The 22,014-nt window shown below is 72.9% G+C and carries 25 protein-coding genes; 8 read left to right on the top strand and 17 right to left on the bottom strand.

The features are described 5' to 3' along the window. Positions 1-303: 303 nt before the first annotated feature. On the top strand, positions 304-630 hold the full coding sequence (locus ACZ501_RS06365) for a WhiB family transcriptional regulator (protein ID WP_030864318.1): 327 nt from the start codon (positions 304-306) through the stop codon (positions 628-630). 158 nt (positions 631-788) lie between these two features. Here ACZ501_RS06365 and ACZ501_RS06360 read toward each other — a convergent pair whose 3' ends face one another. After that, positions 789-1,697, bottom strand: coding sequence for a LysR family transcriptional regulator (locus ACZ501_RS06360; RefSeq protein WP_361597813.1), 909 nt, complete (start codon positions 1,695-1,697; stop codon positions 789-791). 109 nt (positions 1,698-1,806) lie between these two features. On the opposite strand from ACZ501_RS06360, the gene ACZ501_RS06355 reads away from it, so the two are divergent. Both ACZ501_RS06355 and ACZ501_RS06350 read left to right on the top strand, forming a co-directional pair. Further along, the gene (locus tag ACZ501_RS06355) at positions 1,807-2,580 is read left to right on the top strand and encodes an SDR family NAD(P)-dependent oxidoreductase (protein WP_362462693.1); all 774 of its coding nucleotides are present in this window, start codon (positions 1,807-1,809) and stop codon (positions 2,578-2,580) included. A 128-nt stretch (positions 2,581-2,708) separates the two neighbouring features. Beyond that, a complete protein-coding gene (locus tag ACZ501_RS06350; RefSeq protein WP_361597807.1) occupies positions 2,709-3,398 on the top strand; it encodes an ester cyclase in 690 nt (229 codons plus the stop codon). A 112-nt stretch (positions 3,399-3,510) separates the two neighbouring features. Here ACZ501_RS06350 and groL read toward each other — a convergent pair whose 3' ends face one another. Both groL and groES read right to left on the bottom strand, forming a co-directional pair. Further along, the gene (gene groL / locus ACZ501_RS06345; protein WP_361597804.1) at positions 3,511-5,139 is read right to left on the bottom strand and encodes a chaperonin GroEL; all 1,629 of its coding nucleotides are present in this window, start codon (positions 5,137-5,139) and stop codon (positions 3,511-3,513) included. A gap of 112 nt (positions 5,140-5,251) precedes the next feature. After that, the gene (groES, locus tag ACZ501_RS06340; protein WP_030230757.1) at positions 5,252-5,560 is read right to left on the bottom strand and encodes a co-chaperone GroES; all 309 of its coding nucleotides are present in this window, start codon (positions 5,558-5,560) and stop codon (positions 5,252-5,254) included. 465 nt (positions 5,561-6,025) lie between these two features. Here groES and ACZ501_RS06335 point away from each other — a divergent pair, with 465 nt between their 5' ends. Next, positions 6,026-7,432, top strand: coding sequence for an FtsW/RodA/SpoVE family cell cycle protein (locus ACZ501_RS06335; RefSeq protein ID WP_361597801.1), 1,407 nt, complete (start codon positions 6,026-6,028; stop codon positions 7,430-7,432). Here ACZ501_RS06335 and ACZ501_RS06330 read toward each other — a convergent pair. Continuing rightward, positions 7,429-7,737: a putative quinol monooxygenase gene (locus ACZ501_RS06330; RefSeq protein ID WP_361597798.1), complete on the bottom strand. Its 309-nt coding sequence runs from the start codon at positions 7,735-7,737 to the stop codon at positions 7,429-7,431. The genes ACZ501_RS06335 and ACZ501_RS06330 overlap by 4 nt on opposite strands. Before the next feature lie 104 nt (positions 7,738-7,841). Between ACZ501_RS06330 and ACZ501_RS06325 the strand changes: the two genes are divergently transcribed. Both ACZ501_RS06325 and ACZ501_RS06320 read left to right on the top strand, forming a co-directional pair. Then, positions 7,842-8,162 carry an ArsR/SmtB family transcription factor gene (locus tag ACZ501_RS06325; RefSeq protein ID WP_361597795.1) on the top strand — a complete coding sequence of 107 codons (321 nt, stop codon included), beginning with the start codon at positions 7,842-7,844 and terminating at the stop codon, positions 8,160-8,162. A gap of 76 nt (positions 8,163-8,238) precedes the next feature. Beyond that, positions 8,239-9,288 (top strand): aldo/keto reductase, encoded by a 1,050-nt coding sequence (locus tag ACZ501_RS06320; RefSeq protein ID WP_361597839.1) that lies wholly within the window; start codon positions 8,239-8,241, stop codon positions 9,286-9,288. A 104-nt stretch (positions 9,289-9,392) separates the two neighbouring features. Here ACZ501_RS06320 and ACZ501_RS06315 read toward each other — a convergent pair whose 3' ends face one another. Continuing rightward, entirely contained in the window at positions 9,393-10,280 is an 888-nt protein-coding gene (locus ACZ501_RS06315) for a polysaccharide deacetylase family protein (protein ID WP_361597792.1), read from the bottom strand. Then, positions 10,277-11,221 carry a polysaccharide deacetylase family protein gene (locus ACZ501_RS06310; RefSeq protein ID WP_468792972.1) on the bottom strand — a complete coding sequence of 315 codons (945 nt, stop codon included), beginning with the start codon at positions 11,219-11,221 and terminating at the stop codon, positions 10,277-10,279. The genes ACZ501_RS06315 and ACZ501_RS06310 overlap by 4 nt, the downstream gene beginning before the upstream one ends. 90 nt (positions 11,222-11,311) lie before the next feature. Between ACZ501_RS06310 and ACZ501_RS06305 the strand changes: the two genes are divergently transcribed. Then, positions 11,312-12,493, top strand: coding sequence for a class I SAM-dependent methyltransferase (locus ACZ501_RS06305; protein ID WP_468792969.1), 1,182 nt, complete (start codon positions 11,312-11,314; stop codon positions 12,491-12,493). Between the two features lie 84 nt (positions 12,494-12,577). On the opposite strand, the gene ACZ501_RS06300 is transcribed toward ACZ501_RS06305, so the two are convergent. From ACZ501_RS06300 to tsaB, 5 genes are all read right to left on the bottom strand, one after another. Beyond that, positions 12,578-13,240, bottom strand: a complete 663-nt coding sequence (locus ACZ501_RS06300) for a hypothetical protein (protein ID WP_468792967.1) — start codon at positions 13,238-13,240, stop codon at positions 12,578-12,580. A gap of 70 nt (positions 13,241-13,310) precedes the next feature. Beyond that, positions 13,311-13,586 carry a hypothetical protein gene (locus ACZ501_RS06295; RefSeq protein ID WP_361597783.1) on the bottom strand — a complete coding sequence of 92 codons (276 nt, stop codon included), beginning with the start codon at positions 13,584-13,586 and terminating at the stop codon, positions 13,311-13,313. Beyond that, positions 13,583-14,716, bottom strand: a complete 1,134-nt coding sequence (gene tsaD / locus ACZ501_RS06290; RefSeq protein ID WP_361597780.1) for a tRNA (adenosine(37)-N6)-threonylcarbamoyltransferase complex transferase subunit TsaD — start codon at positions 14,714-14,716, stop codon at positions 13,583-13,585. Before tsaD ends, ACZ501_RS06295 begins: the two co-directional genes overlap by 4 nt. Beyond that, positions 14,709-15,230 (bottom strand): ribosomal protein S18-alanine N-acetyltransferase, encoded by a 522-nt coding sequence (rimI, locus tag ACZ501_RS06285; protein WP_361597777.1) that lies wholly within the window; start codon positions 15,228-15,230, stop codon positions 14,709-14,711. Before rimI ends, tsaD begins: the two co-directional genes overlap by 8 nt. After that, complete coding sequence (gene tsaB, locus ACZ501_RS06280; RefSeq protein WP_468792964.1) at positions 15,227-15,904, bottom strand: tRNA (adenosine(37)-N6)-threonylcarbamoyltransferase complex dimerization subunit type 1 TsaB; 678 nt, start codon at positions 15,902-15,904, stop codon at positions 15,227-15,229. Before tsaB ends, rimI begins: the two co-directional genes overlap by 4 nt. 135 nt (positions 15,905-16,039) lie before the next feature. On the opposite strand from tsaB, the gene ACZ501_RS06275 reads away from it, so the two are divergent. Continuing rightward, positions 16,040-16,597 (top strand): hypothetical protein, encoded by a 558-nt coding sequence (locus tag ACZ501_RS06275; protein WP_468792961.1) that lies wholly within the window; start codon positions 16,040-16,042, stop codon positions 16,595-16,597. A 126-nt stretch (positions 16,598-16,723) separates the two neighbouring features. On the opposite strand, the gene ACZ501_RS06270 is transcribed toward ACZ501_RS06275, so the two are convergent. From ACZ501_RS06270 to ACZ501_RS06245, 6 genes are all read right to left on the bottom strand, one after another. Beyond that, positions 16,724-16,900 (bottom strand): hypothetical protein, encoded by a 177-nt coding sequence (locus ACZ501_RS06270; protein WP_468792959.1) that lies wholly within the window; start codon positions 16,898-16,900, stop codon positions 16,724-16,726. A 192-nt stretch (positions 16,901-17,092) separates the two neighbouring features. Continuing rightward, entirely contained in the window at positions 17,093-17,650 is a 558-nt protein-coding gene (gene tsaE, locus ACZ501_RS06265) for a tRNA (adenosine(37)-N6)-threonylcarbamoyltransferase complex ATPase subunit type 1 TsaE (protein WP_362458169.1), read from the bottom strand. Further along, on the bottom strand, positions 17,607-18,800 hold the full coding sequence (locus ACZ501_RS06260; protein ID WP_468793807.1) for an alpha/beta fold hydrolase: 1,194 nt from the start codon (positions 18,798-18,800) through the stop codon (positions 17,607-17,609). The genes tsaE and ACZ501_RS06260 overlap by 44 nt, the downstream gene beginning before the upstream one ends. A 15-nt stretch (positions 18,801-18,815) precedes the next feature. After that, positions 18,816-19,952 (bottom strand): alanine racemase, encoded by a 1,137-nt coding sequence (gene alr / locus ACZ501_RS06255; RefSeq protein ID WP_361597759.1) that lies wholly within the window; start codon positions 19,950-19,952, stop codon positions 18,816-18,818. Between the two features lie 220 nt (positions 19,953-20,172). Then, positions 20,173-21,579, bottom strand: coding sequence for an NAD(P)H-hydrate dehydratase (locus tag ACZ501_RS06250; protein WP_468792956.1), 1,407 nt, complete (start codon positions 21,577-21,579; stop codon positions 20,173-20,175). 66 nt (positions 21,580-21,645) lie between these two features. Next, positions 21,646-22,014, bottom strand: coding sequence for a holo-ACP synthase (locus ACZ501_RS06245; protein WP_361597753.1), 369 nt, complete (start codon positions 22,012-22,014; stop codon positions 21,646-21,648).

The raw sequence follows: 22,014 nt of genomic DNA, 5'->3' as shown, positions 1-22,014 counted from the left end.
GCCCTCGGACACCTGTCCGGGAACTTCTCGTTTCAACCGCACTCGCTCTCTCAACGATGGTCACTCGAAAGAGTTACGGGTCGGACGGACACCTTCGGCACTCTACGTGAGGAAGCGATCACCGTGCCGGAGCCACCAGCCATCTGTCCTCCATCTGGAGGTATGCCCTATTTGGCGGCTTTCCTTCCGTTTGCCATGTGTCTGAGGCTAGATTCCCAATGAGTCATATTTACATCTACTACGACAGTAGGTGTGGAGACATGGACCGTATCCGCCTCAGTACCGGCACCAAGAGGACTACCCATGGCAGATTTCTCCCGCCTCCCCGGACCGAACGCCGACCTGTGGGACTGGCAGCTGCTGGCCGCCTGCCGCGGAGTCGACAGCTCCCTCTTCTTCCACCCGGAAGGCGAGCGGGGCGCGGCCAGGAGTGCGCGCGAGGCCTCGGCTAAAGAGGTCTGCATGCGCTGCCCGGTGCGTTCGGAATGCGCGGCGCACGCACTCGCCGTCCGCGAGCCCTACGGGGTCTGGGGAGGGCTCACCGAGGACGAACGCGAGGAGCTGATGGGCCGCGCACGCCACCGCCTGATCCCCGCCTCCAGCACGATCGGCCCCCTCCCTCCGCACTGACGGCCGGCCGGACGCCCGACGCACACACCCTCGAAGCGGACACCCCCGACGAACATCCATCCGAAGAATCGTTGCCTCGTATCCGCGCGCGCTTCCGGGCGTGTCGCGACCGACTCCGGTCCGGGCCGTCACCCGTCCGGCCGTACACCCCCGTACGGTCAGCGCGCGGCGGCCCGCACCAGCTCGCCCAGGGTCGCCGCCACGGCCGGTACGCGCGCCAGGTCCGGCAGGGTCAGCGCCACGATCTCCCGCTCCACGACCGGCTCGACGGCCAGGATGCTCACGCCCTTCGCCCGTACGGACTCCACCGCCAGCTCCGGCAGCACCGCCACCCCCAGCCCCGCGCCGACCAGTCCCACCACGGCCGGGTAGTCGTCGGTGGCGAAGTCGATCCGCGGGGTGAACCCCGCCCCCTCGCACACCTCCACCAGGTGGCGGCGGCAGCGCGGGCAGCCCGCGATCCACGGCTCCCCGGCCAGCTCCGCCATGCCCACCCGCCCGGCGCCGGCCAGCGCGTGGCCCTCGGGAACCAGCCCGACGAGCCGGTCGGTCAGCAGCGGCGTGACGACCAGGTCCTCCCACTCGGCCGCGCTGCCCGCCGCCGGTCCGTCCCCTCCGTACCGGAAGGCCAGCGCCACGTCGCAGTCGCCCTCGCGCAGCATCTCCACCGACCGCGGCGGCTCCGCCTCGACGAGGGAGATACGGGTCCCCGGGTGCTCGGCGCGCATCGCCGCGAGCGCCGTCGGCACCAGCGTGGAGCTGCCGCTCGGGAAGGAGACGAGCCTGACCCGCCCCGCGCGCAGCCCGGCGATGGCCGCGACCTCCTCCTCGGCGGCCGTCAGCCCGGCCAGGATCCCGGCGGCGTGCCGCACCAGCGCCTCGCCCGCCTGGGTCAGCCGCATCTCGCGGCCGGTGCGCACGAGCAGCGGGGTGCCGGCCGACTGTTCCAGCGCCTTCATCTGCTGGGAGACGGCGGGCTGGGTGCAGCCGAGCTCGCGGGCGGCGGCGGAGAAGGAACCGGTCCCGGCGACAGCGCGCAGGATCCGCAGGTGGCGTGCCTCAATCACCCTTCGAGCATAAGGCCGGCTTTGATCCTGGCGCCAATATCCCGCCGCCGCTTTGGGCAAGGACGACCGGGGACGGACGGGGGCCGACGCGGGCGGCTATTTTGCGCACATGACGACTGCGCTGATCACTGGATCCACGGCGGGCATCGGTGCCGCCTTCGCCCGGCGGCTCGCCTCCCAGGGCCACAACCTCGTACTGGTGGCCCGCGACACCGAGCGGCTGGCCGAGCAGGCCACCGAACTGCACGACCGGCACGGCATCGAGGCCGAGGTACTGGCCGCGGACCTGTCCACCGAGGAGGGCATCGCATCCGTCGAGACCCGCCTCGGGGACCGTACGCACCCGGTGGACCTGCTCGTCAACAACGCGGGCTTCGGCAACAAGGGCCGCTACCTCGAGGTCTCGATGGCCGACGAGCTGACCATGCTGAAGGTGCACATCGAGGCGGTGCTGCGGCTGACCTCGGCGGCGACGGAGTCGATGCGCTCGCGCGGCCGCGGCGGGGTCATCAACGTGGCCTCGGTGGCCGCCTTCGTACCGCGCGGCACCTACGGCGCCAGCAAGGCCTGGGTCGTGCAGTTCACCCAGGGCGCGGCGCGGGACCTCGGCGGGACCGGGGTGCGCCTGATGGCCCTGTGCCCCGGCTTCGTGCGGACCGAGTTCCACCAGCGGGCCGGCATGGGCACGGACAACATCCCGGGCTGGCTGTGGCTGGACGCGGACAAGCTGGTGGCCGCCGCGCTGGCCGACCTGGCGCGCGGCAGGACCGTGTCGATCCCGGACCCGCGCTACAAGGCGCTGATGGGCGTGGTGAAGCTGACGCCGCGCGGGCTGCTGGGCGGCGTCTCCTCGCGGACGGGCCGCAAGTACGGGCCGCAGTGAGCGGGGAGCCCGTCGGCTGATCTGGCGGGTGACCTGCCGGGCGATCTGCCGGTGACCCGCCGGTAGACCGGCCGAATGGGGGAATTATTCCTAAAATGGACATGTCCCATCCAGCCCGGGAGACGGCCATGACATTCGTACAGATCATCGATTACAAGACGCGCCGGCAGGACGACCTCAACAGGCTGCTGGACCAGTACGTCTCGCAGAGCCAGGGCAAGCGCACCGTCACCCACAGCGTCGTGGGCAAGGACCGCGAAGCCGACGACCACTACGTGGACATGGTCGAATTCCCCTCGTACGAAGACGCCATGAAGAACTCTCAGCTCCCGGAAACGGACAGGATGTTCCAGGAGATGATGTCCCTCTGCGAGGGGATGCCCACCTTCACCAACCTGGACGTCGTCCGTGACGAGCACCTCAACACGCGGCTCGCGAACCGCATGTTCGAGGAGATGGCGATGAAGGGCGACATGTCGGTCGCCGACGAGATCTTCGCGCCGGACTACCGCGACCACGACATCGGGAACCCCCAGGACAAGACCGGTCCCGAAGGAATGCGCGAGGACGTCGAGATGTGGCGGGGCGGCTTCGACTTCACCTTCACCCGCAACGCGCAGATGGCCCAGGACGACTACGTCACCACGCTGTGGACCTGGGAGGGCACCCACAAGGGCGAGTTCATGGGCATCGCCCCGACCGGCAAGAGCTGCACGATGACCGGTACGACCGTCTTCCGCTGCGAGGACGGAATGATCAAGGAAGGCTGGTGGCACTACGACGCCATGGGCCTCATGAAGCAGCTGGGCGCCATGTAGCCGCAACGCCGCACGCGCAAAGGCCCTGGTCACCACCGCTCGGCAGTGGTGACCAGGGCCTTTTCACGCGTCGGGCGCGAAGGGCTGCGCGTCAGGCGTCAGCCCGCGGGCCTCAGTGGCTGTGGCCGTGACCGTGGCCGTGACCGGCCTCGGCCTCTTCCTCGGCCGGCTTCTCGACGACCAGGGTCTCGGTCGTGAGCAGCAGGGAGGCGATGGACGCGGCGTTCTCCAGCGCGGAGCGGGTGACCTTGACCGGGTCGATGACGCCGGCCTTGACCAGGTCGCCGTACTCGCCGGTGGCGGCGTTGAAGCCCTGGCCCTTGTCGAGCTCGGCGACCTTCGAGGTGATGACGTAGCCCTCGAGGCCGGCGTTCTCGGCGATCCAGCGCAGCGGCTCGACCGCGGCGCGGCGGACGACCGCGACACCCGTGCCCTCGTCGCCGGCCAGGCCGAGGTTGCCCTCGAGGACCTTGACGGCGTGGACGAGCGCGGAGCCACCGCCGGAGACGATGCCCTCCTCGACCGCGGCGCGGGTCGCCGAGATGGCGTCCTCGAGGCGGTGCTTCTTCTCCTTCAGCTCCACCTCGGTGGCGGCGCCGACCTTGATGACGCAGACGCCGCCGGCGAGCTTCGCCAGGCGCTCCTGCAGCTTCTCGCGGTCCCAGTCCGAGTCCGTGGACTCGATCTCGGCCTTGATCTGGTTGACGCGGCCCGCGACGTCAGCGGCGTTGCCGCCACCGTCGACGATGGTCGTGTCGTCCTTGGAGATGGTCACGCGGCGGGCGGAGCCCAGCACGTCCAGACCGGCCTGGTCGAGCTTGAGGCCGACCTCCTCGGCGATGACGGTGGCACCGGTGAGGGTCGCCATGTCCTGGAGCATCGCCTTGCGGCGGTCACCGAAGCCGGGGGCCTTGACCGCGACCGCGTTGAAGGTGCCGCGGATCTTGTTGACGACGAGGGTGGAGAGGGCCTCGCCCTCGACGTCCTCGGCGATGATCAGCAGCGGCTTGGAGCCACCCGCCTGGATGACCTTCTCCAGCAGCGGCAGGAGGTCCTGGATGGAGGAGATCTTGCCCTGGTTGATCAGGATGTACGGGTCGTCGAGGACGGCCTCCATACGCTCCTGGTCGGTGACCATATAGGGGGAGAGGTAGCCCTTGTCGAAGGCCATGCCCTCGGTGAACTCGAGCTCCAGGCCGAAGGCGTTGGACTCCTCGACGGTGATGACACCGTCCTTGCCGACCTTGTCCATCGCCTCGGCGATGAGCTCGCCGACCTGGGCGTCCTGCGCGGAGAGCGCGGCCACGGCGGCGATGTCGGACTTGTCCTCGATCGGGCGGGCGGTCGCGAGGAGCTCCTCGGACACGGCCTTGACCGCGGCGTCGATGCCCTTCTTCAGGGCGGCCGGGGAGGCGCCGGCGGCGACGTTGCGCAGACCCTCGCGGACCAGCGCCTGGGCCAGCACGGTCGCGGTGGTGGTGCCGTCACCCGCGATGTCGTTGGTCTTGGTCGCCACCTCCTTCACCAGCTGCGCGCCCAGGTTCTCGTACGGGTCGTCCAGCTCGACCTCGCGGGCGATGGTGACACCGTCGTTGGTGATGGTGGGGGCGCCGAACTTCTTGTCGATGACGACGTTGCGGCCCTTGGGGCCGATCGTCACCTTGACCGTGTCGGCAAGCTTGTTGACGCCGCGCTCGAGGGCGCGACGGGCGTCCTCGTCGAACTTCAGGATCTTCGCCATGGGAGCGGTTCAGCCCTCTCGAAAAATCGGGTTTAACGAACCGCGCCCCTCGCCGCCCGGCAAATCAGCGGGGTGACCAGGGGCGCAGCTCAAGCAAACTTCGTGAAGCGAATTACTTCTCGACGATCGCGAGCACGTCGCGAGCCGAGAGGACGAGGTACTCCTCGCCGCTGTACTTCACTTCGGTGCCGCCGTACTTGCTGTACAGCACGATGTCGCCGACGCTGACGTCCAGCGGGAGACGCTGGCCGTCCTCGAAGCGGCCCGGGCCCACCGCGAGGACGACGCCCTCCTGGGGCTTCTCCTTCGCGGTGTCCGGGATGACCAGGCCGGAGGCCGTGGTCTGCTCGGCGTCGAGCGGCTGGACCACAATGCGGTCCTCAAGCGGCTTGATGGCAACCTTGGAGCTGGCGGTCGTCACGATCCGACCTCCCCCTTCGGAGATCCGGGGTTAACTGTCTGAGGTGGCGACCAGGTCGATCCGTCGTCGCGGGTGCCGGACCTGCCTGTCGCTGTGTTGGCACTCACCAGGGGCGAGTGCCAGGTGCGAGACTATTCCGGCGATTAGCACTCGGTCAAGCGGAGTGCCAACACGGACCGTCGGTTCCACGTATTCCGGCCGCCGAACCCCCCGTTCGGCTGAACACCGACCCTCCGGGCCCGTCCGCCGGGCAAGGAACCACAGCGGGGGTGTGAACGTCTTAGACGATATGAAGATAAAGCGCCGCAATGCCGAGCAGAACGGCCCCAGGTCGACCGCTGCGACGACCCCGGCCGCTCCGGGCGGCGCACCGTCTTCTCCTCCCCCTCCCCCCGCGCGTTCATCCGCCCCGCCGCCGCCCCCTCCGCAGCCGGAGGCGGGCGCCCTCGCCGGCGGCGGCGTCCCGTGCGCGGCCTGAGGCCCCTGACGGTGGCGGGCGCCCGCCGCCGCACCGAAGCGCTGCTGCTGCTCCTGGTCATCGGCATCGCCGTGTTCGGCCACGTCAGCGCCGGGCTGGCCATGAACGGCGAGCTGCCGCAGCACCTCACCAGCTTCGTCATCAGCATGACGCTGCTGTCCCTGGTGGGACACCTGGGCATCCGCCGGTTCGCGGCGTACGCGGATCCGCTGGTCTTCCCGCTCGCCATGCTGCTGACGGGGCTCGGGCTGGTGCTGATCCACCGGCTCGACCAGGGCTACATCGAGCGCTGGGACTCGACGGCCAACGCGCCCGACCAACTGCTGTGGACGGTGGTCGGGGTCGCCGCCTGCCTCCTCGTGGTGGCGCTGCTGCGGGACCACCGGCTGCTCCAGCGCTTCATCTACATCACCATGGCCGTCGCGCTGGTGCTGCTGATCGCCCCCGCGTTCTTCGGCGCGGACACGTACGGCGCGAAGCGCTGGATCATCCTGTTCGGTTTCTCGCTCCAGCCCGGCGAGTTCGTGAAGATCATGATCGCTGTCTTCTTCGCCGGCTACCTGGTCGTCCACCGGGACTCGCTGGCCCTGACGGGCCGCAGGTTCCTGGGCGTGCGGCTGCCCCCCATGCGCCAGCTCGGACCGATCATCACGGTGTGGATCCTGTCGCTGCTCGTCCTGGTCTTCGAGCGCGACCTCGGCACGTCGCTGATCTTCTTCGGCGTCTTCGTGGTGATGCTGTACGTCGCCACCGAGCGCACCAGCTGGATCGTGTGCGGCCTGCTCATGGCGGCGGCGGGGGCCTTCGTGGTGGGTTCGACCGAACCCCACGTCAAGGCGCGCGTCGCGGCCTGGCTGAACCCACTGGCGATCTACTCGCCGAACCCTCCGCCGGGCCTGAACTCGGAGCAGTCCGCGCAGGCGCTGTTCAGCTTCGGCACCGGCGGCGTCTCGGGCACGGGCCTCGGCCTGGGCCACCCGGAGCTGATCAAGTTCGCGGGCCGCAGCGACTTCATCCTGACGACGGTCGGCGAGGAGCTCGGCCTGGCGGGGGTCATGGCCGTCCTGCTCGTCTACGCCCTGCTGGTCCAGCGGGGCCTGCGCATGGCGCTGGCCGCGCGGGACCCCTTCGGCAAGCTGCTGGCGGTGGGCCTGGCGGCGGCACTGGCGCTCCAGGTCTTCGTGGTCGCCGGCGGCGTCACGGGCCTGATCCCCCTGACCGGCAAGGCGCTCCCCTTCCTGGCGAAGGGCGGCTCCTCCCTCCTGGCCAACTGGATCATGATCGCCCTGCTCCTCCGCATCAGCGACAGCGCGGAACGCCAACGCGAGGCCGACGCCCTCGGCCCGGCGGAGACCACGATCACCCCCGTGGTCGCGGGGGTGGGGAGGGCCTAGTGGCCGTGGGGGCTGCGCATCTCCAGGAAGCGGAGTTCGAGGTCCGTGGCCAGGTAGTCCATCCGGCGCTCCCAGAAGTCCCGCAGGTGCGGCAGGGCGAGGTGGGCGTCCAGGTCGGCCCGGCTGCGCCACACCTCGTAGAAGACGAACACGCCGGGCTCCTCCCGGTCCTCGTGGAAGTGGTACTCGAGGCAGCCCGGCTCCTGGCGGGTGGGCTCCACGAAGGAGAGCAGCAACCGCATCAGCTCCGCGGCGCGTTCGGGCTTGGGGCGGGCGGTGCCCATGACCGTGACGAGCTGGTCCATCGGAGTTCTCCCCATCAGTAGGTACGACTGGATTCGTACCTGCCGGACGGTAGCAGCCGCCGCAGGTAAGATCCAATCCATACCTGAGGGAAGGGGTCGCCACCATGCCCGACGACGAGGGCCACCCGGCCGTCGAGGAGATCGAGCTCGGCAAGGTCCTGGCCGCGCTCGCCGACCCGCTGCGCCGCCGCGTCGTGCGCGAGCTGGCCACCGCCCCGGAGGGGACGGCGCGCACCTGCGCCTCGTTCGCGCTCCCCGTCTCGAAGGCGACGGTCACCCACCACTTCCGGACCCTGCGCGAGGCGGGCCTGATCCACCAGGTCGACCGGGGCAACAGCCGGATGGCGGCCCTGCGTCGAGCCGACCTCGAGTCCCGCTTCCCCGGCCTTCTGGCCATCCTGGCGTCCGAACCCGCCGCCACCTGACCCCTGCCGGCCCGGGACGGGCGGCCGGGGGTTGACCTGGAGTGCGCTCCAGGCCCTAGGGTCCGCCGGTATGACCATGCGATACCGAAATCTGGGTGGGACCGGCATCGAGGTGAGTGCGTACTGCCTCGGCACGATGATGTTCGGCGCGGTGGGCAACCCCGACCACGACGACTGCGTACGAATCATCCACACCGCCCTCGACCAGGGCGTCAACTTCGTGGACACCGCCGACATGTACTCCGCCGGCGAGTCCGAGACGATCGTCGGGAAGGCGCTCAAGGGGCGGCGCGACGACGTCGTGCTGTCCACCAAGGTGCACTTCCAGATGGGCGAGGGCCGCAACCGGAGCGGCAATTCGCGCCGCTGGATCACCCGGGCCGTGGAGGAGAGCCTGGGGCGGCTCGGCACCGACTGGATCGACCTCTACCAGGTGCACCGGCCCGACCCCTCGACCGACATCGAGGAGACCCTGTCCGTCCTCGGCGACCTGGTCAGGGCCGGGAAGATCCGGGCGTTCGGCTGCTCCACCTTCCCCGCCGAGCAGATCGCCGAGGCGCACCACGTGGCCGAGCGCCGCGGGCTGCCGCGGCTGCGCACCGAGCAGCCCCCGTACTCGATCCTCGCGCGCGGCGTGGAGCGGGACGTGCTGCCGACGGCCCGGCGCTACGGCATGGGGGTGCTGACCTGGAGCCCGCTGGCCTCCGGCTTCCTGAGCGGCAAGCACCGGCTGGGCCGTGACATCGACATGACGACCGGCCGCGCCGCGCTGCATCCCGCGCGCTTCGACCTCTCGATCCCGGGGAACGTCGCCAAGCTGGAGGCCGTCGAGAAGCTGGCCGAGGTGGCGGACGGCATCGGCCGCACGGTGCCGGAACTCGCCCTGGCCTTCCCGCTCGCGCACCCGGCCGTCACCTCGGTGATCATCGGTCCGCGGACGGCCGAGCAGCTGGAGGCCGCGCTCAAGGGGGCGGACCTGGTCCTGGACGACGCGGTGCTGGACCGGATCGACGAGATCGTGCCGCCCGGCACCAACCTCTACCACCCCGACGGCGTATGGCAGCCGCTGGCCCTGACCGACCCCGCCCAGCGCCGCCGTCCCCTCACCGACCGCTCCGCCGGTTAGCCGCCCGCCGCCGGGCGCTCCACCGCTCCCACGGACGCACGACGAAGACCACCGGTGTGGGCCAGGCCCGTCCCACTCGCGGAGGCGCCCCCGGCCCTTCCGCCCTACAGGTAGTCCTCCAGCCGGGCGATCCGGTAGCCCTGCTCCTGTATCCGCTGGAGCATCCGCGTCGTCATCTGGGTCTCGGTCGCGCCCTTGAGTTCCGAGCGGCCGCGGAAGTGGGCCAGGATGATGTCACCCGGCTTGAGGGCGGAGCCCTCCGCGTACTGGAAGTCGTTGATCTGCATCGACGCCCGCCACAGGACGACCGTCGGGGCCCCGCACTCCGCGGCGGCCTTGAGGGTGTCGTCGTTGTAGTTGCCGAACGGGGGCCGGAAGAGGGGCGGGCGCTTGCCGAAGCGCTTCTCCAGGCGCTCCTGCTGGCCGCATATCTCCTTCTTCTGCGCCGCGAAGGGCAGGGTGCGCAGGTTCGGATGCGTCAGGGTGTGGTTGTTTATCGTGCTGCCGGAGCCGTTGTCGCGCAGCTTCTCGAAGTGCCCGTAGTCCGCGGAAGCCACGTTGTCCGTCAGGAACATGCTGATCGGCAGCTTCAGGTCCGCCGCCATCTTCAGGAACTCGGGGTCCTTCTCGGCGCCGTCGTCGAAGGTCAGGAAGACGACCTTCTCCGTCGGCGCGACGGGTATTCGGTCCAGTACGGCCGCCTTGCCCGGGGCGGCCTTGGGGAGCTGGGGCTTCTGGGCCGGCTTGGGGGCGTACTGGACGGGGGCCGTCAGACCCCACTTCCGGTAGGCCTCGTCCCCCGCCGTACCGGCCTTCGCGGAGCTCGCCGCGGGGGCCGGCACGGACGGGGAGGCCGACGGGGAAGCGGTGTCCTGCGCGGTCTTGCGGCCCAGTCGTTCGATGGGATCCACGCTGTTCCCGCATCCCGTCAGGGACAGCGCGAGCGCGCCGGCCGTCAGCGTCCCGGCTACGAACCGGCGCGCGTACCTCACAAGTAGTCCTCCAGGCGGGCCACGGCATATCCCTTGTCCGTGACGGTCTTCATGACATGACGGATCATGTCAGGCATCGTGCCCTTCCAGTCCTCCCGGCCCCGGAAGTGCGTGAGGATGATGTCACCGGGGTGCAGGTCGCGGTCCCATTCGCGGTAGTCCATCCGGTTCACGAACGCCTCGGCGTTCCACAGCGGAACCGCCTTGATGCCGCAGGACTTGGCGGCGCGCAGCGTGTCCTGGTTGTAGTTGCCGTACGGCGGGCGGAAGAGCGAGGGCCGCTTGCCGAACTGCTTCTGGATGGTGTCCTGCTGGCCGCAGATCTCCTCGCGCTGCTGCTCGTAGGAGAGCCCCGGCATGTAGCGGTGGTTGAGGGTGTGGTTGTTCAGGGTGACACCCGCCGCCTGCATCTCCTTGAAGTAGGGGTAGTTGTCGCGTACGAGGTAGTCGCTGAGGAACGCCGTGTACGGGATCTTCAGCTCCCGCATCATCCTGATGAACTCGGGGTCCTTCTCGGCCCCGTCGTCCACGGTCAGGAAGACGACCTTGTCCTCGGTCGGGACGGTGGTGAAGACCGGGGGGAGTTCGTCCTGGTCCTCGACCTCGAAGCCCTCGCGGGTGGTGATCTCGGGCTTCGTCTTCGGCGCGGCCGGGGCCAGGAGCGGTGGCTTGGCCAGCCGCCACTTCTTCGCGGCGGCGATCCGGGCCTGCTGGGCGGCCTTGAGCTCCTCGGCCGGATTGGCGAGCGCGCCCGCCGCGCCGCCCGCCTCGGCGGCGCCGGGCTTGCCCTTGGCCGGCTTGGCGGGCTCCGCGGAGCCGCAGCCCGTGCCCAGGGCGGCGACGAGCAGTGCGGCCAGGGCCACCCCGTACCGGCCGCGCGGGCGTCCCGCGAGCCGGTGACCAAACTGCGCAGTATTTCCCTTTTGTCGTACAAGCTGCATAGCAGCGGATCCTCGCACCGCGCGGCGCCGCGCCCCGGACGACACCACGGCCCGGGCCCTGCCTTCCACCGGCTGGCCCACAATGGAGCGGTGACTCCCGAAGACTTCGCCGCGCTCCTCACCCCCGAGGGCCGCGCTCTCCTCGACTCGCTCCGCGACCACGACCCCGCCCAGGAGCTCGCCGTGGCCACCCGGCTGCGCCGCGAGCACCCCGCCGGGCTGGTGTCGGCCGCGCTCGGGCAGGCCCGGCTGAGGCAGCGCGCGGTGGCGAAGTTCGGGGCCGAGGACGCGTTCCGCATGTACTTCACCCCGGGCGGCGGCGAGATGGCCACCCGCGCGCCGGTGGCCGCGTACCGCGCCGAGCGGCTCGCGGAGCTGGGCGTACGGAGCGTCGCGGACCTGTGCTGCGGGATCGGCGGGGACGCCCTGGCCCTGGCCCGGCGCGGGATCCGGGTCCTGGCCGTGGACCGCGACCCGCTGACGGTAGCCGTGGCCCGCGCCAACGCCGACGCGCTGGGGCTGGCGGACCTGATCGAGGTCCGCGAGGCCGATGTGACGGCGGTGGACGTGTCCTCCTACGACGCCGTCTTCATCGACCCCGCGCGGCGGGGAGGGCGCGGCCGCGTCTTCGACCCGGAGGCCTACTCGCCCCCGCTGTCCTGGGCGGTGGAGACGGCCCGTGCGGCCCGGTACGCCGCCATCAAGATCGCGCCCGGGATCCCGCACGAGGCGGTCCCGGCCGAGGCCGAGGCCGAGTGGATCTCCGACCACGGGGACGTGAAGGAGGCCGTGCTGTGGTTCGGCACCGCCCCGGGGACGGTACGGGCCACCCTGCTGCCGGGGCCGCGCGGCCTGGAGACCGCCGAACCGCTGCCGGACCCGCAGGCCGGGCCGGTCGGACGCTGGCTGTACGAACCCGACGGGGCCGTGATCCGCGCGCACCTCGTGGCGGAGGTGGCCGAGCAGCTGGCCGGCCGGCTGATCGACCCGACCATCGCGTACATCACCGCCGACGAACTGCGCGCGACGCCGTACGCGACGGCGTACGAGATCACGGACGTGCTGCCGTTCGGGCTGAAGAAGCTGAAGGCGCTGCTGCGCGAGCGGGAGGTCGGGATCCTGACGGTGAAGAAGCGGGGGTCCGCGATCGAGCCGGAGGAACTGCGCAAGAAGGTCAAGCCGCAGGGGCCGAACTCCGCGACGGTCTTCCTGACCCGGGTGGCGGGAGCCCCGTCGATGCTGATCGGCCACCCTTCCCCTGGCCGGGGGTGACGGGTCACGCTGCCGCGCCGCCGCGCAGGCGGCCCCGGGCTGCGCCCGGGCCATCCGGGGGCTCCGTCCCCGGACCCCCGCGCCTCACACGCCGGCGGGGCTGGATTCTGCCGACCGGCGCCGGCGGGGCTGGAACTCCGGGGCGGGGCCGTGCGTCCAGCGGTGGTGGGTGGCGGCCTTGGCCAGCCCCAGCAGGGCGGTGATCCACAGGATCATGCCGAATCCGGTGGAGAACGCCACCTCCCCGTACGTGTCCGTGCCCGGCCACGCCCCCGCAGCCGGCGCGAAGGCCAGCCAGAGCCCGGCCGCGCCCAGTGCCCCCGAGGCCGCCAGCCACACCAGGCTCCGCGCCGGGGCCCGCAGCCGGGCGTCCGCCTCGGGGTCCCGGCCCGCCAGGACCCAGGCGCACAGCAGCTGCCGCACCTCCCGCTCCCGCCGGGCGCCCCGCGCGAAGCAGAGCCCCGCGCCTCCCAGGACAGCCGGCCCGGCCACCGCGCAGACGGCGCCGGCGAGGTACCCGGGCGGCCCGCCGGCCGCGAAGGACGTCACGGCCAGCCCGACGAGGGCCCAGCCCAGCGCGAAGGCCGCCGCGACGCCCCAGAGCGCCAGCAGCCGCCCCAGGCCCATGCTGCGCCGGCTCAGCTCCGCGAGGAAACGCGCGCGGTCGGCCCGTACGACGTCCTCGTCCAGCCACTCGCGCAGGTGCGCGGGCGGCGGCGGGGGCGGGAGCTCACGGCTGGGGGGCATGGACATGACCCTAGCGGCGGCCCTTCGAGCTTCACCGCAGCCCGCCTCGACCACCGTCCCGACCGGAGCCTCAGGCCGCGCCCGTGGCCTCCACCGACTCGAACCGCCAGCGGTGCACCGCCCGGGTGATCAGGTCCGCGGCCGGCTCCGGCAGTTCGGGCAGCTCCGCCGCCAGGCCCTCGGGGGCGTCCCACCAGGTGATCACGAGCACCCGGTCGTGCGGGGCGCGCAGCACCTCGCGGCGCACCGGCTCCCGGGCCAGGACCTGCGCCCGGGCCCATTCCAGGAGTTCGTTGCCCCGCCCGTCGGCCGCCCGGGCCTCCCACATCAGCGCGACGGTGCTCACGAGTAGAGGTTGTCCTTGCTGAGTTCGTGCACGTGGTCGTGGTCATGGCCGTGGCCGTGACCGTGCGGGTGGCCGTGCTCGGCGGACGTCCCCGGCACGTGCGGGTCGGTCACCGGCAGCGAGGAGTCGGCCGACAGGTCCCAGTCGGAGGCCGGCCGGTTGCGGCGGACCATCTCCGAGCCCAGCGCCGCGACCATCGCGCCGTTGTCGGTGCACAGCTTGGGCCGCGGCACCCGCAGGATGATCCCCGCGTCGTCGCAGCGCTCCTGCGCGAGCGAGCGCAGCCGGGAGTTGGCCGCCACGCCGCCGCCGATCATCAGGTGGTCCACGCCCTCGTCCTTGCACGCGCGGATCGCCTTGCGCGTCAGCACGTCCACCACGGCCTCCTGGAAGGACGCCGCCACGTCGCGCACCGGCACCTCCTCGCCCGCCTTGCGCTTGGCCTCGATCCAGCGGGCCACCGCCGTCTTGAGGCCGGAGAAGGAGAAGTCGTACGCCGCGTCGCGCGGCCCCGTCAGACCGCGCGGGAAGTGGATCGCCGTGGGATCGCCCTCGCGGGCGAGCCGGTCGATGACCGGACCGCCCGGGAAGCCCAGCTGGAGCACGCGGGCGATCTTGTCGAAGGCCTCGCCGGCGGCGTCGTCGATGGTCGCGCCCAGCGGCCGGACGTCGCTGGTGATGTCGGGGGCCAGCAGCAGCGAGGAGTGCCCGCCGGAGACCAGCAGCGCCATGGTCGGCTCGGGCAGCGGCCCGTGCTCCAGCTGGTCGACGCAGATGTGGGAGGCCAGGTGGTTCACCCCGTACAGCGGCTTGCCGAGCGCGTACGCGTACGCCTTCGCCGCCGAGACGCCCACGAGCAGGGCGCCCGCGAGGCCCGGACCGGCCGTGACCGCGATGCCGTCGAGGTCGCGGGCGCTGACCCCGGCCTCCTTCAGCGCGCGCTCGATGGTGGGGACCATCGCCTCCAGGTGCGCGCGGGAGGCCACTTCGGGCACGACCCCGCCGAAGCGGGCGTGCTCGTCGACGCTCGACGCGACCGCGTCGGCCAGCAGGGTGGTGCCGCGGACGACGCCGACGCCGGTCTCGTCGCAGGAGGTCTCGATGCCGAGGACGAGCGGTTCGTCAGCCATTGCTCTCACTGCTCTCAGGGTTTTCGGTTCTGGTCTGTGCCGGGTCGGTCAGGCGCATCACGAGCGCGTCGACGTTGCCGGGCTGGTAGTAGCCGCGCCGGAAGCCGATCGGCTCGAAGCCGAACCGCTCGTAGAGCCGCTGGGCGCGGGTGTTGTCCACGCGGACCTCCAGCAGCACCTCGGCGCACTCGAAGGCGGTCGCGGCGCGCAGCAGGTCGGTGAGCAGCCTGGCGCCGAGGCCGGTGCCCCACTGGTCCTTGGCGGCCGCGATGGTCTGTACGTCGCCGAGGTCGCCCGCGGCGGCCAGTCCGGCGTAGCCGACGAGGCGTCCGGTGCCCGGCTCTTCGGCGACGACGTAGCGGCGGGTGGCCGCGGGGCCGCGCGCGTGGGCGAGCTCGGACCAGAACATCCCGGCCGACCAGGCGTCGTCGGGGAAGAGCTCGTGTTCCAGCTCCAGCACCGGTTCGATGTCCCACCAGCGCATCTCGCGGAGCACCGTGGTCGGGGCGGTCACTGCGGGGTGACCACCTTGTAGTTCTTGGGCACCTGGGCGTCGGGGCGGCGCAGGTAGAGGGGGGTCGGAGGCATGCCCTCGGCGTTTTCGAACGCCGCCCCGGCCGCCAGCCGTTCCGCGGCCAGCGCGGCCAGCGCCGCGGCCGACTGGTGCTCGGGGCCGCGCGCGTCCGGGAAGACGTCCGGGTACAGCGCGGCGCCCTGGCCCACCGCCGGGAGGCCGGCGACGCGGTCGGCGATGTCGGCCGGGCGGTCCACGGCGGGCTCGCCGACGCGGGTGCGCGGGTCCTCGTACCGCGCCCAGTAGACCTCCTTGCGCCGGGCGTCGGTGGCGACGGTGAAGGGGCCCTCGATCCCGGCGGCCCCGGCGGCGTACGCGAGCCCGTCGAGGGTGCACAGTCCGTGCACCGGGGCGCCGAGGACGGCGGCGAAGGTGGAGGCGGTGACGAGGCCGACGCGCAGCCCGGTGTAGGGGCCGGGGCCGACGCCGACGACGATGCCGGTGACGGCTTCGAGCTTCACCCCGGCCTCGGCGAGGACGCGGTCCACGGAGGGCAGCAGCAGCTCTCCGTGGCGGCGGGCGTCGACCTGGTTCGACTCGGCGAGCACGGACTCCCCGTCGTGCAGGGCGACGGTGACGGCGGGCGTGGCGGTATCTACGGCGAGCAAGAGCACGCGAACAGCCTACGACTCCTCGGACCCGGGGCCTTGCGGCCGGTCGGGGCGGGGACCGGCTGCTACCTTTCGACCGGGTACTCAGCCACGTTCGGCAGAGAGTTCGACAACGCAGGCGCGGAGAGGTGGAGCAAGGTGGCACGCAGCAGCTCGGGAATCGTGGCCGGGCTCACGGTGGCGGCGCTCGCCGCGATCGGCTTCCTCGGCTACCAGGCCTCCGCGACGGCGCCGGCGCTCCCCGCGAAGCCGGGCGCGCACGCTCCGGCCGCACCCCAGGCGCAGGCCCCGGCGAAGCAGGACCCGGCCAAGCCGGCGGCGGTGCCGGCCGACTCCGGGACCGGGACGCGGGTCGTCTACTCGGTGTCGCAGAAGCGGGTGTGGCTGGTCACGGAGGACGGCAAGGAACCGCGGACGTTCACGGTGATGCCGAGCACGGTGCACCCGGCGCCGGGCAGCTACCTGGTCGGCTCGCGCGCGGGCACGGTCACCGGCACGGACGGGGTGCCGATCGAGCACGTCGTGCGGTTCGCGAGCACGGACGGGATCGCGATCGGCTTCAGCGCCCGCGTGGACGGTTCGATGCCGGAGCCGGACCTGGCGAAGAAGACGGGCGGCATCCGCATGTCGCGCGCGGACGGCGACGCGGTCTGGGCCTTCGCGACGATCGGCGCGAAGGTCGTGGTCGTCGCCTGACGCCTGCCCGGGGCCTTCCCGGGCCGTGGCCCTCGTCCCCCTGCGGGGATGTCCCGCGCAACGCACCACGCCGAGGCACGACACCACGCGGGGTGATTCACCCGAACGCGGTACCGGGAGGCGGTGTCAGGCCGCTTCCGAATCCGGGGCGGCCCGTTCCGCGTCCGTCCCGGGCCCGGCCCCCGCTTCCGGTTCGGGCTCCGCGCGCGCCGGCGGCGTGGACACCGCCGTGGCGGCCACGCCCGCCGCGAGCAGGGCCCGCATGGACACGACGGGCGCTCGCTCTGCTCCTGCTGCCGACATGGCTGCCTCCTGAGACCCGGGACGCCGTACTTAGGCACACCTAACCAGCGCTCGGTACCATGTCATCACGCGAGCCGGGGCCGGCGCAATATCTTCCCGACGAGTTGTCGGTACGTCGTCGGGAAGACGCCCCGAAGCCGTCCCCGCCCCGTCGCTCCGGCGCCGGACGGGCCCGGGCCCCGGGCGCGGCCGCTACCGCGCCGCGGAGAGCGCCGTCAGCTCCGCGTCGGCCCACCGCGCCCCCACGCCGCGCAGCACGACCTCGCGCACGTCGTCCAGGACCTCCTCGTGGCCGACCGCGCGCCCGATGACCACGTGCAGCCGGTCGTCCGACAGTTCCTCGACCTTGCCGTCGCCCCACTCCACGACGACCACGGACTCGGGCAGGGAGACGTCGAGGTCCAGGTCCTCCATCTCCTCGAGCCCGCCGCCGAGCCGGTACGCGTCCACGTGCACCAGCGGCGGACCGTCGCCCAGGGACGGGTGCACCCGGGCGATCACGAAGGTCGGCGAGGTCACGGCCCCGCGCACGCCCAGCCCCTCCCCCAGTCCCCGCGTCAGGGTGGTCTTGCCCGCGCCGAGTTCGCCGGTCAGCAGGACCAGGTCGCCCGGGCGCAGCAGGGCGGCGATCCTGCGGCCCAGCTCCTGCATGGAGGCGGGCGAGTCGACGGTGATCAGGGTTTCTGCGGCGGCCTCGGCCAGGGCCTCAGCGGCCGGGCTGCGCGGCGCTTCCCGCGGTACTTCTTCCATGTCCCCCAACGTTAGCCGCTGCGGGGACGGCTCCGGTGCGCGCCAGGAGGCCGGTGAGCAGCCCGGTCACGAGGTCGGGGCGCTCCAGCATCATCAGGTGCCCGGTGTCCTCCAGCACCGCCAGCTCGGCGGCCGGCAGTGCCTCCTTGATGCTCACGCTGTGCGCCGCCGGGATGATCATGTCCCGGTCGCCGGCGACGACGGTGACGGGGATGCCCGCGAAGTGCTGGAGGGCGGCGCTCTTGTCGTGGATCTGGAAGGCCGGGTAGAACTCGGCGACCACGTCGATCGGGGTCGCCTCGATCAGCCGCTCGGCGAAGCGCGCCACACCGGGATCCACGTCCCGGGAGCCGAACGAGTACATCTTGATCATGCCGGCGAAGAGGTCGGCGGTGGCCCGGCGGCCCTTCTCCACCAGCTCGACCTGCGTGCCGAGGGCCTTGAGCACGCCGGGCAGCAGGCGGCGCACCGCGCCCTGCCCGAGGGAGGGCAGCCCGTACGTCACCTCGTCGAGCCGGCCGCTGGAGGTGCCGATCAGCGCCACCCCGAGGACGCGGTCGCGCACCAGCTCGGGGAACTGCTCGGCGAAGGCCATGACGGTCATGCCGCCCATGGAGTGGCCGACGAGGACGAGCGGGCCCTCGGGCGCGGCGGCGTCGATGACGGCCTTCAGGTCCCGGCCGAGCTGCTCGATGGTCACCGGTTCACCGTCGGCCTGGGCCAGGCCCCGCGCGCTGCGGCCGTGGCTGCGCTGGTCCCAGTACACGGAGCGGACCACTCCGCGCAGGGCGGCGCGCTGGAAGTGCCAGGAGTCCTGGGCGAGGCAGTAGCCGTGGCAGAAGACGACGGTGGCCCCGGCCGCGCCCTTGCGCCGCAGCCGGTGCTCCTCGCCGTCCTCGGGCAGTTCGTCGACCTCGTAGTGGAGCTCGGTGCCGTCCTCGGCGCGGCAGCCGCCCTCGGTGCCGCGCAGCGAGCCGTAGTCCCCGGCGGCGTCCAGCGCCAGCCGCGCCTTCATCCGGATGCCGCGCCCCACGGTGATCCGTTCGACCGCGACACCGGCCGCGGCGCCCGCCGCCAGCACGCCGATGGCGGCGCCGGCCCAGCCCGCCTTGCGCCAGTTCTCGCTCACGACGTCGCCGTCCTCACTCAGGCCGTCACTGCCGGGTCAGCCGCCGAGGTACACCCGGGGGACGCGGCTTCCGATACGGGTGACGATCTCATACGCGATCGTGTGTGCCGCTTGAGCCCAGTCCTCGGCGGTCGGCTCGCCGCGCTCGGCGTCCCCGAAGAGGACCGCCTCGTCACCGGCTTCGGCGCTGTCCTCGCCGAGGTCCACGACGAACTGGTCCATGGCGATCCGCCCGGCGGCCTGCCGGACCTTGCCGCCCACGAGCACCGGACCGCGGCCGGAGGCGTTGCGCGGGACGCCGTCGGCGTAGCCGGCGGGGACGAGCGCGAGGTGCGTCTCGGACTCGGTGACGTAGTGGTGGCCGTAGCTGACGCCGTGCCCGGCGGGGACCGTCTTGACCAGCGCGAGGGAGGCCTTGAGGGTCATGGCGGGGCGCAGTCCGAGCTGGGCGGGGGTGCCGAGTTCGGGCGAGGGGGAGACGCCGTAGACGGCGATCCCGGTGCGCACCAGGTCGAAGTGGCTCTCGGGGAGGGTGAGCGTCGCGGGCGAGTTGGCGATGTGCCGGACCTCGGGGTCGACGCCCTCCTTCTCCGCGTAGGCCAGCATGTCGCGGAAGGCGTCGAGCTGGAGCCGGATGGAGGGGTGGCCGGGCTCGTCGGCGCAGGCGAAGTGGGACCAGACGCCGGTGACCTGGACGGTGCCCTCGGCCTGCGCGGCGACGGCCGCGCCGACCAGCTCGGCCCAGTCGGCGGGCTGGCAGCCGTTGCGGCCGAGGCCGGTGTCGGCCTTGAGCTGGATCCGGGCGCTGCGGCCGGCCGCGCGGGCCGCGGCCCGGACCTCGTCCAGGGCCCACATCCCGCTGACGGACACGTCGACGTCGGCCTCGACGGCCTCCCGCCAGGGCCCGCCGGGGGTCCAGAGCCAGCACATGACCCGGCCCTCGATACCGGCGTCGCGCAGGGCGAGCGCCTCCTCGGGGGTGGCGGTGCCGAGCCACGTGGCACCGGCCTCCTGGGCTGCGCGGGCGCACTGGACGGCACCGTGCCCGTAGGCGTTCGACTTGACGACGGCCATCAGCTCGGCCCGGGGTGCCCGCGCGCGCAGGGCGCGCACGTTCTCCCGTACCGCGTCAAGATCGATCTCGGCGTACACGCGCATCGGTGTCTCGTTCATCGCCCACAGTCTCTCAGAAGCCTCCCCGAGCCCCTGAGCTGCCCGGCGGCAGCATCGCAACAAGCCCCCGCCCGGGTGGCGGCCGAACCGCCGCCCGGGGTTCGAGGCGGCCCCGGGGAACGGGCGGAGGGCGGGGCGGGGGCAGGCACGCCCGGCGGCCGCCCGCCGGGGTCGGAGGCCCGGCCCGTGGGGGAGCCCGCGCGGCGGCGGCCCGCCGGGGTCAGGTCCGCACCGAACGCCACGCCTGCGGCAGCGCGGCGGCCACCTCCTGCGCCACCACCGGCGCCCCGTCCGCCGCGAACCGCCCGGCCAGCCCGTGCAGGTAGGCGGCGACCGACCCCGCGTCGACCCCCGACAGCCCGCCCGCCAGCAACGCCCCCGCCAGCCCGGACAGCACGTCCCCGCTCCCGGCGGTGGCCAGCCAGGGCGTACCCGTCGCATTGACCCGTACGACCCCGCCGGAGGCGACCAGCGTCGTCGAGCCCTTGAGCAGCACCGCCGCCCCGTACCGCCCGGCCAGCTCCCGTACGGCGGCCAGCCGCCCCGCCTCCACCGACTCCCTCGGCACCCCCAGCAGCGCCGCCGCCTCCCCCGCGTGCGGCGTCAGCAGGGTCGCCCCGCGGCGTCCGCGCACCACCGCCGGGTCCAGCCCGCGCAGCCCGTCCGCGTCCACCAGCACCGGCACGTCCCGGTCGGCCAGGGCCCGTTCGACGTCGGCCGCCCGCGCGGACCCCAGTCCCGGGCCGACCACCCAGGCCTGCACCCGTCCCCGCCCGACCAGCACCTCCGGGTGGCGGGCCAGCACGGCGTCCGCCGCCGGGCCCACGTACCGCACCGCGCCCGCGCCGCCGCGCAGCGCCCCCGCCACGGCGAGCACGGCCGCGCCCGGGTACTGCTCCGACCCGGCGACGACTCCGACCACGCCCCGCCGGTACTTGTCGCTCGACGCCGCCGGGAGGGGCAGCAGCCCCGCCACGTCGGCGTGCTGGAGGGCCTCCATCTCCGCGGGTTCCGGCAGGTCCAGGCCGATGGGCACGAGCCGCACCGCGCCCGCCCGCGAGGCCCCCGGGTCGGTCAGCAGCCCCGGCTTGTACGCCCCGAAGGTGACCGTCACGTCGGCCGACACCGCCGGGCCCGCCACCTCCCCGGTGTCCGCGTCCACCCCGCTGGGCAGGTCGACGGCGACGACGAGCGCCCCCGCCGGGACCGCCCGGGCCAGGGCGGCCGCCGCCGGCCGCAGCCCGCCCCGGCCGCCGATCCCGACCAGCCCGTCCAGTACGAGGTCCGCCCGCGCGGGTACCGACTCCGCGAGCCGTCCCCCGGCGGCCCGCAGCGCGGCCAGCCCGCCGGGGTGGATCCGCCCCGGGTCCATCGGCACCGCCGTCACCCCGGCCCCGCGCCGCGCCAGCCGCGCGCCCGCGTACAGCGCGTCGCCGCCGTTGTCCCCGGGCCCGGCCAGCACCACGACGCGGGAGCCGTAGACCCGGCCCCGGCGGCGCGCCAGCAACTGCGCGCACACGGCGGCCAGTCCGGCCGCCGCCCGGGCCATCAGGGCGCCCTCCGGCAGCCGTGCCATCAGCTCGCGCTCGGCGGCCCGTACGGTCTCCACGCTGTAAGCAGTACGCATGCCCCCAGCCTGCCCCACGACGGGGCCGCTCCCCGGGCGGTGCCCGGTCCGGGCGCGGTGGCGGCGTCAGCCCTCGGCGATGACCACCGCCGAGGCGACGCCGGCGTCGTGGCTCAGCGAGATGTGCCAGGACTTCACGCCGAGCGCCCGGGCCCGGGCCTCGACCGTCCCGGACACCCGCAGCCGGGGCTGCCCGGAGTCCTCCACGTACACCTCGGCGTCGGTCCACAGCAGCCCGGCCGGCGCGCCAAGGGCTTTGGCCAGGGCTTCCTTGGCCGCGAACCGGGCGGCGAGCGAGGCGGTTCCGCGCCGCTCGCCGCTCGGCAGGGTCAATTCGGAGTCGACGAAGAGACGCCGGGCCATCTGCGGCGTCCGCTCCAGCGCCGCGCCGAACCGCTCGATCTCGGCCACGTCAATCCCCACACCGACGATCAC

The sequence above is a fragment of the Streptomyces sp. NPDC034085 genome (assembly GCF_055575555.1).
The sequence above is the reverse complement of the archived record's forward strand: the minus strand, read 5'-3'. Positions and strand labels throughout refer to the sequence as shown.

What these genes read in the sequence shown, in the direction of transcription:
- tsaD (WP_361597780.1), bottom strand. Translation starts at nt 14,716, where the DNA reads ATGGCTGACGAACCGCTCGTCCTCGGCATCGAGACCTCCTGCGACGAG.
- ACZ501_RS06300 (WP_468792967.1), bottom strand. Translation starts at nt 13,240, where the DNA reads ATGCCCCCCAGCCGTGAGCTCCCGCCCCCGCCGCCGCCCGCGCACCTG.
- ACZ501_RS06320 (WP_361597839.1), top strand. Translation starts at nt 8,239, where the DNA reads ATGCGATACCGAAATCTGGGTGGGACCGGCATCGAGGTGAGTGCGTAC.
- alr (WP_361597759.1), bottom strand. Translation starts at nt 19,952, where the DNA reads ATGAACGAGACACCGATGCGCGTGTACGCCGAGATCGATCTTGACGCG.
- groL (WP_361597804.1), bottom strand. Translation starts at nt 5,139, where the DNA reads ATGGCGAAGATCCTGAAGTTCGACGAGGACGCCCGTCGCGCCCTCGAG.
- ACZ501_RS06250 (WP_468792956.1), bottom strand. Translation starts at nt 21,579, where the DNA reads ATGCGTACTGCTTACAGCGTGGAGACCGTACGGGCCGCCGAGCGCGAG.
- ACZ501_RS06270 (WP_468792959.1), bottom strand. Translation starts at nt 16,900, where the DNA reads ATGTCGGCAGCAGGAGCAGAGCGAGCGCCCGTCGTGTCCATGCGGGCC.
- ACZ501_RS06350 (WP_361597807.1), top strand. Translation starts at nt 2,709, where the DNA reads ATGACATTCGTACAGATCATCGATTACAAGACGCGCCGGCAGGACGAC.
- ACZ501_RS06365 (WP_030864318.1), top strand. Translation starts at nt 304, where the DNA reads ATGGCAGATTTCTCCCGCCTCCCCGGACCGAACGCCGACCTGTGGGAC.
- ACZ501_RS06330 (WP_361597798.1), bottom strand. Translation starts at nt 7,737, where the DNA reads ATGGACCAGCTCGTCACGGTCATGGGCACCGCCCGCCCCAAGCCCGAA.
- ACZ501_RS06310 (WP_468792972.1), bottom strand. Translation starts at nt 11,221, where the DNA reads ATGCAGCTTGTACGACAAAAGGGAAATACTGCGCAGTTTGGTCACCGG.
- ACZ501_RS06355 (WP_362462693.1), top strand. Translation starts at nt 1,807, where the DNA reads ATGACGACTGCGCTGATCACTGGATCCACGGCGGGCATCGGTGCCGCC.
- tsaE (WP_362458169.1), bottom strand. Translation starts at nt 17,650, where the DNA reads ATGGAAGAAGTACCGCGGGAAGCGCCGCGCAGCCCGGCCGCTGAGGCC.
- ACZ501_RS06325 (WP_361597795.1), top strand. Translation starts at nt 7,842, where the DNA reads ATGCCCGACGACGAGGGCCACCCGGCCGTCGAGGAGATCGAGCTCGGC.